The organism is Psychromonas sp. KJ10-10, from assembly GCF_047323245.1.
Classification (GTDB): Bacteria; Pseudomonadota; Gammaproteobacteria; order Enterobacterales; family Psychromonadaceae; genus Psychromonas.
The window spans coordinates 953,940-966,010 of record NZ_CP178826.1 but is presented as its reverse complement, the minus strand read 5'-3'; the positions used below and the strand labels follow the sequence as shown (position 1 = coordinate 966,010).

The following is a 12,071-nucleotide window of genomic DNA, read 5'->3' as shown; positions in this document are numbered from 1 at the left end:
GGTATGGATGCATCTCCAGAAGGTGTTGCAAAATACTTAGCTTCTAACGCTGACGATCTTTAAATAGATTATTTCAATCAGTGCAGGGTTATGCCTTGCACTGAATATCAAAAAAATCTTATTCATCACGCCTTTCAAACAAGTGGTCCAACAAAATTAATATTTACATCTATACTTATAGTTTCATTCTTCAATCAATTTGCAATAACAGATAATAATAATCACAGTTAACATTAAAAGACTCATACCGCATTACTCGATGTATCGGATAATTTATAATGAAAAAAAGCCTGATCCTTTTATTACTACTAACAATCAATATTAATATCAGCTACGCTGAGAATAATTCTATCAAGCTTTGGAAACACACCGCTAATAAACCAGGCATCATTGCCCCGCTACTCCACCATGCCTTAGAAATAACTAAACAGGAGTATGGCGATTATAAAATAGTCATCTCTAATGAAATGGGCCAAGATAGAGCCTTTCGTGAGTTAAAAAGTGCTCATTTAGATATTGCTCACTTTGTTGCCACCAGCGAACGTGAAAAACAAATGACACCAGTAAGAATTCCTATTATGAAAGGATTACTAGGTTATCGTTTGTGCTTAATAAAAGAAGGTAATCAGCAAAAATTTACAGGTATTACGAATCAGAAACAGTGGCTAGAAAAAAATCACTATTGCTCAACATCAAAACTGGCCTGATACTCATATTTTAAGAAGCAACGGGTTTACGGTTCAGACTACATTTAAGCCAGCTTTATTATATCAACAACTTGCTAAAAAGCGTTTTGATTGTTTTGCTAGGGGATTAAGTGAAATTAGCTCAGAATATGAAAAATATGCATCACTAGGTATTAGCATTGAAAGTGGTATTGTTATTTTTTACCCATTTCCACAATTCTTTTTGTTAATCCTCAAAAACCATTATTGGCAGAAAGGCTTCATATTGGTTTAACTCGATTGCAACAAAAGGGCAAAACAGAGCAATTATTTAATACCCACTATAAAGAATTATTAGATAAATTCGAACTGAAAAATAGAATCTATCATTGCCCTAAACAACCCAATGCTTTCACCAGAAACGATGAAAGTAATTAATAACCCCATTGCTAATTTAAAACAACAGTTAAAGATTGACTAGCCCCTCTGTAAAGAATAAAAGGCGAGATCATCTGGTAATGGTTTACGCTCTTTTCCCAGCATATAATTTTCTTTAAACACGTCAAATAACAAAGCAAGTTGCTTCGCATTTTCTTGCTCACCCAATACTGATAAAGCAAGACTAGCAACCTCAGCGGTAGCTAATTGATTATCCTTGACTGCCTTTCTGACTAAATAACGAGATAGCTTCTGTGGCGAAAATGACAGCACTGGCAATGCATCAAGATAAGGGCTTTTACGAAACATTTTTTTCGCCTGTGCCCAACTACCATCTAATAAAATAAATAATACCTTTTTATCCGTAGCAATATCATGGGTGCTATCAATTAAGCGTTCAGGCTGACTATACTCTGCTGGAAATATAACAATTGGTTGCCATTTGGGGTCATTTAAAAGCTGGAGCATTTCATTATCAGGCTCTGTACGTGACCATATATAAGCAAAGGTATCTGGTACTAAATCAGCAATAAGTCGCCCTGTATTACTGGGTTTTAAAATTTCATCGTCATACATTAATAATAAAAATGCGCTATTTGTTTTCACGTTTTTTTTAAATGGGCAAATACAAAGATATGGTAATAACATGCAATTCAGACAACGTTTAATGCGCCCTCCTCTTGCTAAAAAAGGACGAGTAGATTGGCTTAGCCTTTGTTCATAAAGCCGATGTAATGCATGAATTCTCATAAGGTTAAGTTTTATCTCAATGTATTTGAGTTTCATGTTACTTGAAAATAAGAAATCAACAACATGAAGTTAAATAATTGTCATAAATGGTTTCCTAATAAAGATAATTGCTTTCTTACTTGCTTCAGAATAATACAAACCGGGGTTTCATTAGATTGATAATTATAGATTTTTTCTAATTTAATGTTTGAATCCATATAATTTTTGAAAATTCAAGTAATTTACTCACCAACTGGATTTTTTATTTCGTCATCCTGAGGTGCTCGATTAATGCAACATTACCTTGATATAAAGAACAATACGTATCATTTACAAGACCTGCTACACTTGCACTACTTGCAAAAGCAGTTAAAAAAACCGACATATATTGCTTACCAGCATCTGTCGATTTATCAAAGCCAACATAATCACCAGCATTTGCATATGCCGGGCCGTTAGTGACTAAACAATTTAAGCGAATATTCGCATTATTTTTGCCTTCAGTAACAATTTCAATAACCTTACAATTATCAAAGTCCATAGCATTTGAAATTATGGGTAAACAAATTAGAAAGAGCATCCATATTTTTTAACTTAATCATCTTCTTTTCCTTGAATTAATTTTAATAATTAACGTTCCTTAAATTCGATAACGTTAGATAAATATTACATAATTAGTGCTTATGATTTTTAAACTGTTTAAAATTTTGTAGAGACAACCCATTAAAGTTCTGCCCCCTTTTTCCTGAACTAATACCCTAACTAGCACTCCATATATCACATTAAAGTCAAACATAAAAATATCAAAACAGTTAAAAAACATTATTACATCATAAAAAACAATATTGCGCTGGATTCTCCTAATCTACATGGTATCGATAACCCAGACTTTAAAAATACTTTTACCTACGCATACGATTAACTGGTTAATATTACTTATAAATCAGATATCGGTAACTATACCTACAGTAAAAACCAAGCTGGACCACATGCCGTTACCAATGCTAATGGGTTAGATTATCAATATGATAATGTGGGTAATTTGATCAGTGCCAAAAAAGACAATGGCAATATCGTTGAGTTTAAGTATGACGCCAATCACAATCGTTATGATAAGAAAAACAGTGACGGTATTGAAACATTTTATGTTGGCAAAAGTTATGAGTGTAATAAAAATAGCCTCACCGGAGAGGTTCTACATAAACACTTTATTTATGCCGACGGGAAATTAATTGCCCTTAACACGCAAAAACGCTCACGTTTTAATACCTTAATAGATAAGCAAGTCCGCTATTTGCATTACGATGCACTTAACTCAGTGGATATGATAACCGATGGCTATGACGAGATTGTCGAACGATGAAGCTTTGATACTTGGGGTAAAAAACGCTTAATCAGTTGGTCGAATGAGAATAACTTAACCTTATCACTGATCACGAATCGTGGTTATACTGGTCATGAGCATATTGAAGAGGTTGCCCTGATCCATATGAATGGTCGGGTTTATGATCAATAGTTAGGCCGTTTTATGAGTGCGGATCCGATTATTCAAGATCCGTTTATAAGTAATAGCTTTAATCGTTATGCGTATGTAGTTAATAATCCTTTAAAATATACGGATCCGACTGGGTTTTTCTGGGAAGAAGTAGCAGAGGCGGCTGAAAGTGCTTGGGATTCAATTACAAGTTTTTTTGGTGGTAATGGAAATAATTCAGAAAGCAATGAAAAAGGATCTTCTACTTCGAATGATACTAAGACAACAGCCCCTTCAATAGGTGAGGTGTTATTTGAAAAAACTGCAAAGTCTTATGATAAGGCAATCGCTGAATTCAATATATTAAAAACTGATGCTATAGATCTTTATAATAGAGTTGATAAGAAAAAGTTAGCAGAAGAAACTATTTATTTGTCATTAAACACAATCGGAGCTGTAGGTGGAAGTATATTAGTAGCATTTCCCGAGCCAACAACTCTCTCAAAAGTTTTAGGTGGGCTTATGGTAACTAAATCGGTAAGCGGAGTGGGATTAAATTTAGTAAATATAAAGCAAGCCTGGATAGGGGAGAGTACGTATGTGCCAAATACCTTAGCTAGTCTATTAACTTCAGATATGACCCCTACCGCTCAGAAAATTGGTAACGTGGCGGACCTATCGCTCGATTTATTCACGGGAATGGCGAGCAGGAAGAACAATAATTAAAAATGTGCCAGTTATGAGCAATGGTGCAAATATCCCTTCCTTACATTTTAGGAAAGATATTACAGCTAGTGGTATTATGGGAAAAGAAGTTAATAACTACACAACAACATTCACAAGTGCGGTTCTTGGGAAGAGTATTTATGAAAGCTCAAAAACTATAGCAGAGAATAACCAATGATATTAATTCAAATTCTATTAACAATTACATCAATCTTAATGACTTATGCAGGATTTCTTGGCTTTATCTTTGAATTTTTAAATGATGGTGATTACTTCACAATGATTTATTTCTTCTTTATAGGGAGCCTTGCTTTTTATTATGGTGGTTACAAATCGATTTATAAGCTACGGGGTCTTCAAAAGACATTTTTTTCATATATGTAATACCGACAGCCTTAGTTTTAACGTCTTATATCTTGCTTTTACTATTTAAAATGTAAAAAAGCGGAACGCCATAAGAGAAAAAATCTGAAAAAAAGAGGGTCACCCATTAGTTAGTTCCGGTCAAGCTTGTATGCAAGTTTCCTTGCTTTTTTCAACCAAGTATTAAATCGTGCATAAACCGTTTATTTATTGTTTATTAATACACACCTAAATAAACAAAGAGGGTCACCCATTAGTTAATTCCGGTCAAGCTGGTGAAACAAAGAGAGTCTTTCATTGTGCATAATTTGAGAAAAAGTCGACATATCATAGACATAACATGTAATGGTCAATAAAAACCGGACACCTTTTTAGCGACTTTATTTTCATATTGAATTGGTGATAAATACCCATTAACTGAATGCGGGCGTTTACCATTGTAATAAGCAAGATAATCTAAAATACTTAGCTCAGTCGCTTTCTTTGTTTTGAATGTTTCATAGTTCAATTGCTCATGCTTTAAACTTCGGAAGAAGCGTTCTGTCGGTGCATTATCCCAGCATTCACCTTTGCCACTCATACTCACATTCATTTTCATCGTATTTAGTAATTTTCTATAATCATCACTAGTATACTGGCTACCTCTGTCTGAGTGGTGCAACAGACCAGAAGTTGGTTTTCTTTGCCAGTAGGCCATATTCAGTGCATTACTACATAACTCAGTGCGCATATTATCTGCAATTGTCCAACCCACAATACGGCGTGAATATAAGTCCATCACGACTGCTAAATAGATAAACCCTTGATGCGTAGCGATATAAGTAATATCTGTTGTCCAAACACGATCACTCTCATTAACTGTGAATTTTCTATTTAGTTTATTCGGCTCAATTCGATTACTATGGTTGCTATCGGTGGTCGTTTTAAATTTCTTCGGATAGCGAGCGACAAGGCCCAATTTACGCATTGTAGAGCGTGCTTTAAAGCGACCAATAACAATGTTTTTCTTTGCTAGTTCAGTCACCATACGTCTGCTACCTAAAGTCATTTTATGCTCTTTGAATGTGCTTTTTACTGCGCTGTCCAAATGAAATTCTGGCGCATCAAAAGGCTTGATTGGTGCATGTATCCAATCATAAAATGCACTTGAGCTTACTTTCATCACGCGACACATTACTCTAATTGGCCAGTCTTCTTTATGTTTTAGAATAAATTGAAATCTTATTCTTTTTCGTTCGCAAAGAAGACTGTGGCCTTTTTTAGGATGTCACGCTCCATTTTTAATCGGTTGTTTTCTTTACGTAACGCCTCTAGTTCTGCTCGCTCTGATATGTTTAATGTTGATTGTTTAGAGCCTGGCTTTGAATCTGTATGAGTTTCAATTCTTACCCAACGTGTAATGGCACTCAGTGATACACCGAGATTGTTAGCAGACTTCTTGCCTACTGTATCCTTGTTCAGTAACCAACTTTACTGCACTTTGTTTAAATTCTACTGTAAATACTGGACGTGTTGTTTTCTTCTTCATAATCTACCTCTACTAGACATATTAACTGAAGTCTTTAGAAGTGTCCGGTAATATTAAACCACTACAACAAGCGTGAATTAAAAAAGGAATTGTGATGAAAAGGTTTATATTATGAACAGTGTTCTTCTCTTGTTTTTTCTCGGGAGCAACACTAACTCCTCGTTGTTAACTACGTTTAGTTTAGACAGTGAAACATGGGTTAGTTTAGCCAATAATTTTGGCAAAGATTACCACTGTGCCGTAGGCTCACTTGAAGAGCTAGCTCCTTTTGCTGAGTATACTGGTAGGTAATGGATTTCAAGAAAAATAAGTTACGAAAGATTTACCACTCATAACTAATATCTTGCTTTATAAAGAATTATCAATTTAGCTACTGATATTTTTATGATATTAAATAAGTTTTATATTTCCCAAGTGAATCAAATTCAATCCTATACGTTAAGGCATTAAATGGAAAACGTTGAGTAAGGCAATATATCTTTTGGGGTAAATTGGATGCTCTGTTGTAAGAGAAACTAATATATCTAGAGTCCCGGTTTCTTTTATAGTTGAAAGTACTGATACTGAAGTTAGTTATTACCTATTCACAAAGAAGCGAATACCAATGAGCTTTTTGTGAAAGTCTTATAAAATATAGTTAGGTTTGTTATTTAAACTCGATAAAAGTTAAAATCTATTATTTTATATCTTTTCATTTAAACTTTCTAATAGCTCTTTTAGATAGGCATCAAATTGCGCAAAAATCACATCTAAAGCCGAAGTCGCTAAATTAAAGAACTCTTCCGCTGCAATATTAGGTTTATCAATCAAAATTTGATTATTGATAGCCGTTAATAAAGCTCGGGGTAAGGCTGAATCACTTGCAAGGTTTTCATCGGATAAAAACACATTAATATAATTTTTTAAATAATTAAGCTTAATGCGTTGAATACTTGTCGATTTTTGGGCAACGAAGAATACTTGTTCCTACAGCTCGTGCTTGACCAACATGTTCTGCGGTATTTAATAATTGAGCCCATAAAAAGTTAGCATGCTTTTTATTAGTGCATACCAGTTCTTGTAAATGGTGTTGTTCAGCACTGTCTTCAATTAAATGTTGCAAATTAACAATCAAAGTACAATGTTGCCTAAAATTATGATCACTTTCATACTCTGTAAAGTTTGAAGACAAGCGCAACCAGTGATCATTAATACCCGCCCAAATTAAGTTATTCGCTACACTCGATTGCTCATTTTTTATATCTGCGAGTCGCTGATTAACCTGTTGCTTTAATAAGTTGATCCGTTTTAATAATGATTTATCACCATTCAAGTAACCCATAGTTAAACCACGGTGTTGTTGAATCAAGGCTAACAAATGGCGAAAATCCTTTAAACATAACAACCCCTGAAGGTAGCGTTTGTTATTACTTTTTTTACTTGTCGATAATAAATAAATAATACTGCAAACAGAGCAAGCAAAAATAATAATACAACAATCAAGACATTAAGTATTAGCACTGTTACTGACCTCCTTTTCCATTATCGATGATAAATGAGTAGCAACATCAGCAGTTTGCTTTGCCATCAAGGTATTGGTTTCTGCATTCATTGCCACATTCTCTATCAAAACTGAAATTTCTTTAGCCGCGGTGGATTGTTGATCAGAGGCACCAGCTATCGCAATAATTTCAGCAGAGACTTCCTCTGAAGTAGCTAGTATTTGTTTTAAACTAGAAAAAGCGGTATCAACACTGGTTTGACTCGCTTTTGAAATATTAATAAATTCTGTAAGGTGTTGTTTTACATAAGCCATATTATTATTAACCGAATCAGCTTGTGTAGATATCGCCTTAACCGACTCTTGACTGCGCGAAGCTAATGCTTTGACTTCATTAGCAACTACGGCAAAGCCTCGTCCATGATCACCTGCTCTAGCAGACTTCAATGGCGGCATTTAATGCCAATAAGTTTGTTTGTTCGGCAATATCGCTGATCATCTTCGCCATCGAGATAACAACTTTCATATTACTATCTAAGGTATTTAACTTTTCTGTTCCTTGTTGCGCAAACTCAGCCATACTTTGAATGTTATTTTGCGCCACAGATAATGCATCGTAACCTTCCTGGCATATGTTTTTATTACTTTGTGCGGCTGTTGCACTAACTTCTAAGCGCCCCAAGACATCCTCTATACTTTGGCTGATTTCGGTTATAGCAAAGAGAAACCGACATGGTAGATTGAGATTGTTGCTGTGAGTTTCTGAGATACTTTTTGGGCATTATTCGCTAGCTCATTAGTAGAAAAGTTCATTTCATTAATAACGGATGTATTTTTCTTCGCTAATCGCCCTTTATTTCGTAACATGCCAACAATTGGTTGTTGTAGCTCTTTAAGGGGGCCATCCACCCATTTCTCGACATGATTATCAAAATTACCATCAAGTGAAATAAGATATTTTTTAAGAGATTGGCAGTCTTGAGCAATATTATACAAGACTAATATCGACAGCAGGCTTGCACAGAGCAAAATAGCAATGCCTTCTTGTAACCTTCCAAATGAAATAAGTACATAACCTAATAAGCTTATCAGCGTTATTAGCTTCAAGCTCATCATGATGCTCATATTTTTTATGTATTTATTTAAATTCAAAAGATTCGCTCCATTTTATGTTTTAATCAAAAACAAAAAATACACCTGCTTATTTAATTAATAAATAGAACAAGGTGTATTTTATAAAACTAAACAGCTAAACCAGCACTCCTAGTGATTAGGCTATGGCAGAGCTAGTCTTTTTTTTGAAGCTGTTTTAGTTTTAATATTTTCAACTTTACGTTGTTTTTCATATAAGAAAGTTAATACTTCAGAGCGTAAACGATTATATTCAGCATCCTTTGACAGATCTAAGCGGTCTCTTGGGCGCTCAAGGTTAATATCTAATATTTCACCAATGGTTGCCGCCGGGCCGTTAGTCATCATAACAATACGATCAGATAATAATACCGCTTCATCAACGTCATGGGTGATCATAATAACGGTATTGTTCAGCTCATTTTGAATCTCCATTAAAGAGTCTTGCATATGAGCTCGCGTTAGCGCATCTAATGCACCAAAAGGTTCATCCATTAGTAATACTTCTGGTTGCATTGCTAATGCACGGGCAATACCAACACGCTGTTTCATACCACCAGAAATTTCGCTTGGACGTTTATCCATCGCATGGTCCATATGAACTAATTTAAGATTGTGTTCAATCCACTCTCTTTTTCTTTTTGTTCATTTTGCCTGCAAAAACTTCATCAACCGCAAGCTCAACATTTTGATAAGCAGTTAACCAAGGTAATAAAGAATGATTCTGGAAAACCACGGCACGCTCAGGGCCAGGCTCTGTCACTTCTTTTTCACCTAATATCACACCACCTGTTGTTGCTTGATAAAGTCCGGCAACAACATTCAATACGGTAGATTTACCACAACCAGAATGCCCGATTAATGAAACGAATTCACCTTTTTCTATCTGTAGATCAACACCTTTAAGTGCTGTAAAAGGTCCTGTTGGTGTTGGAAAAACCATATCAATATGGCTGATATCTAGTAATGCTGTCATTGTAAATTTCCTTAATTGCTAATCTGATTACTGGTTTAGACTGTTTTTACTGATTTATCCCAAGACGCCATACGTTGAAGTTGCAACATACATCGGTCAAGAATAAAACCAATTAAACCAATAACGATAACGGCTACCATAATACGCGCTAATGAATCAGAACTACCATTTTGAAACTCATCCCATACAAACTTTCCGAGTCCTGGGTTTTGCGCCAACATTTCTGCGGCAATTAATACCATCCATGCGACACCAAAAGATAAACGCATACCAGTGAATATCATTGGAATTGAAGCTGGAATAACGATTTTTTGAATATGTTTTCTCATCGGTAAACGTAATACTCGACTGACATTATTAAGATCTTGATCTAGTGATGACACACCAATTGAAGTATTAATCACCATTGGCCATAGGCTACACAAAGTAACGGTCAGTAAAGAGTTTACAAATGATTTTGAAACCAGTGGATCGTCAGAAACATAAAGTGCACTAACTACCATAGTAACCAGTGGTAACCAAGCTAATGGTGAAACAGGCTTAAACACTTGTACAATAGGGTTAACAGCCGAATTTAGATTTTTACTTAACCCCATCATAATACCTAGAGGGATAGCAATAACTGCGACTAATAAGAAACCACTACTTACGGTAAATAGACTGGTAATGATTTGATCCCAAAAAGTTTCTTTACCGGTATATTCACGGATTCTTGGTTCATAAGTTGGATCAGCCTCTACACGGGCAGACATTTCTCACTTCTTGACGTTCGTAAAATTTGTCAGCTTTTTCTCTTTCAGCAACATGTTCGTCATAAAGAGAATGAAATTGTTCATATACCGCAACCGGCCCAGGAAAATCCCCCAGTGAAGTATGAATATTTTTAGCAGTAACAGTCCACAACAATAAGAATAAAGTGATACCGATAAAAGGTAACAACAATACCTGACATGTTGTTTTAAATAGTTCCTGCAAACTACTTAATGATGGCCTGTTAATAGCTAATTTGTTGGTTAAAGCGATAATTGTCATTGTGACGATTCCTTTAATAAGACTATTTGCTCGTTGCTAGGTCAATAACTAGTTAGCTATTGACCTAGCTGGGTTAACTGTTGAACTACTTTTACAGTTTATCTGCTTCTTTCAGACCAATTTTAAAGCCATCAATATAAGCATTAGGCTGTGTACCATCGTATGTTAAGTTATCGATGAAGTGTGTTTGTGGTGGACGGTATCCTTTCTCTGTTTCAAAGTCAGGGAAGTCCTTAGCATCAGCAAGCTTCTCTTCAATTAAAGACTCAGCGACAAGTTGGTAAATATCAGGACGATATACTTTCTTCGCTAGGTCTTTGTACCACTCGTCACTTTTCTGCTCAGAGATTTGTCCCCAACGACGCATTTGTGTTAAGTACCAAATCGCATCAGAGTAGTACGGGTAAGTTGCATTATGTCTAAAGAATACGTTGAAATCTGGCACTGAACGTTTATCGCCTTTTTCGTATTCAAAGGTTCCTGTCATACTGTTTGCAATTACATCGTAATCAGCACCAACATAGTTTGATTGCGATAAGATTTTTACAGCTTCTGGACGGTTAGCATTGTTATTTTCATCTAACCACATAGCAAGCACGGATCAAAGCACGTGTTAGACGAATCGTTGTATTTGGATATTTTTCAGCAAAATCAGCCGTTAAACCAAATACTTTCTCTGGGTTGTTTTTCCAGATTTCATAATCCGTCACAACTGGTACACCGATACCTTTAAATACAGCTTGTTGGTTCCAAGGTTCACCAACACAGTAACCATAAATAGTGCCAGCTTCTAATGTAGAAGGCATTTGTGGTGGAGGTGTTACAGATAAAATAGCTTCTGCATCAATATGACCACTAGTATCACCTTTGTGAGGTGCGTAAAAACCAGGGTGGATACCACCAGCCGCTAACCAGTAACGAAGCTCATAGTTATGTGTTGATACCGGGAATACCATACCCATATTAAATGGTTTACCTTCATTTCGGTATGCATCAACAACCGGCTTTAGGGCATCAGCTTTAATCGGGTGAACGGGCTTTCCATCCGCTTGTTTTGGAATATTTGGTTTCATTTGAGCCCAAATATCATTAGAAACCGTGATTGCGTTACCATTTAGATCCATTGAAAATGGCGTAATGATATGCGCCTTTGTACCAAAGCCCATTGTCGCAGCAATAGGTTGACCCGCTAACATATGCGCGCCATCTAAGGTACCGTCAATCAGACCATTTAATAAAACTTTCCAGTTTGCTTGTGCTTCGATGGTGACGTAAAGTCCTTCATCTTCAAAGTAGCCTTTTTCATAGGCAACTGCGATAGGTGCCATATCTGTTAATTTAATAAAACCGAATTTTAATTCTTCTTTTTCGGGATAGCCCAATTTTTCAGCTTGAGCAAAAGAAATAACAGTTGCTGATAAAGTAACTGTTAATGCTAATTGCTTAGCGACAAATTTAATGGGTTTAATCCAACTCATAGATACATCCTTATTTAGTTTATTGGTTTTTGTAAAAATTAAAATATATGC

The 12,071-nt window shown here is 35.5% G+C and carries 9 protein-coding genes and 5 pseudogenes; 4 read left to right on the top strand and 10 right to left on the bottom strand.

Annotated features, from left to right (window positions below; translation table 11 throughout):
- Positions 1-278 precede the first annotated feature (278 nt).
- Positions 279-707 carry a hypothetical protein gene (locus ACLKMH_RS05535; protein WP_413701174.1) on the top strand — a complete coding sequence of 143 codons (429 nt, stop codon included), beginning with the start codon at positions 279-281 and terminating at the stop codon, positions 705-707.
- Positions 708-1,142: 435 nt separating this feature from the next.
- Here ACLKMH_RS05535 and ACLKMH_RS05530 read toward each other — a convergent pair whose 3' ends face one another.
- Positions 1,143-1,853, bottom strand: a complete 711-nt coding sequence (locus ACLKMH_RS05530) for a tRNA-uridine aminocarboxypropyltransferase (protein ID WP_413701173.1) — start codon at positions 1,851-1,853, stop codon at positions 1,143-1,145.
- A gap of 241 nt (positions 1,854-2,094) precedes the next feature.
- A complete protein-coding gene (locus tag ACLKMH_RS05525) occupies positions 2,095-2,412 on the bottom strand; it encodes a hypothetical protein (protein WP_413701172.1) in 318 nt (105 codons plus the stop codon).
- A gap of 462 nt (positions 2,413-2,874) precedes the next feature.
- Here ACLKMH_RS05525 and ACLKMH_RS05520 point away from each other — a divergent pair, with 462 nt between their 5' ends.
- From ACLKMH_RS05520 to ACLKMH_RS05510, 3 genes are all read left to right on the top strand, one after another.
- Positions 2,875-3,195, top strand: coding sequence for a hypothetical protein (locus ACLKMH_RS05520; protein ID WP_413701171.1), 321 nt, complete (start codon positions 2,875-2,877; stop codon positions 3,193-3,195).
- A 165-nt stretch (positions 3,196-3,360) separates the two neighbouring features.
- Complete coding sequence (locus ACLKMH_RS05515) at positions 3,361-4,032, top strand: hypothetical protein (protein ID WP_413701170.1); 672 nt, start codon at positions 3,361-3,363, stop codon at positions 4,030-4,032.
- Between the two features lie 13 nt (positions 4,033-4,045).
- Complete coding sequence (locus ACLKMH_RS05510) at positions 4,046-4,210, top strand: hypothetical protein (RefSeq protein WP_413701169.1); 165 nt, start codon at positions 4,046-4,048, stop codon at positions 4,208-4,210.
- Positions 4,211-4,744: 534 nt separating this feature from the next.
- Here the strand turns inward: ACLKMH_RS05510 and ACLKMH_RS05505 are convergent.
- The 8 genes and pseudogenes from ACLKMH_RS05505 to ACLKMH_RS05470 all read right to left on the bottom strand — a co-directional run.
- Positions 4,745-5,644, bottom strand: a pseudogene (locus ACLKMH_RS05505) (IS3 family transposase); the annotation flags it as partial.
- A gap of 960 nt (positions 5,645-6,604) precedes the next feature.
- Positions 6,605-6,811, bottom strand: coding sequence for a hypothetical protein (locus ACLKMH_RS05500; RefSeq protein WP_413701168.1), 207 nt, complete (start codon positions 6,809-6,811; stop codon positions 6,605-6,607).
- Positions 6,812-6,839: 28 nt separating this feature from the next.
- Positions 6,840-7,280 carry a hypothetical protein gene (locus ACLKMH_RS05495; RefSeq protein WP_413701167.1) on the bottom strand — a complete coding sequence of 147 codons (441 nt, stop codon included), beginning with the start codon at positions 7,278-7,280 and terminating at the stop codon, positions 6,840-6,842.
- Between the two features lie 129 nt (positions 7,281-7,409).
- Positions 7,410-7,899 (bottom strand): annotated as a pseudogene (locus ACLKMH_RS05490) (methyl-accepting chemotaxis protein); the annotation flags it as partial.
- Positions 7,900-8,114: 215 nt separating this feature from the next.
- The gene (locus ACLKMH_RS05485) at positions 8,115-8,555 is read right to left on the bottom strand and encodes a hypothetical protein (protein ID WP_413701166.1); all 441 of its coding nucleotides are present in this window, start codon (positions 8,553-8,555) and stop codon (positions 8,115-8,117) included.
- Between the two features lie 123 nt (positions 8,556-8,678).
- Positions 8,679-9,510 (bottom strand): annotated as a pseudogene (locus ACLKMH_RS05480) (ABC transporter ATP-binding protein).
- 35 nt (positions 9,511-9,545) lie between these two features.
- Positions 9,546-10,542: pseudogene (locus ACLKMH_RS05475) on the bottom strand (ABC transporter permease).
- Positions 10,543-10,633: 91 nt separating this feature from the next.
- Positions 10,634-12,020: pseudogene (locus tag ACLKMH_RS05470) on the bottom strand (CmpA/NrtA family ABC transporter substrate-binding protein).
- Between the last annotated feature and the right edge of the window lie 51 nt (positions 12,021-12,071).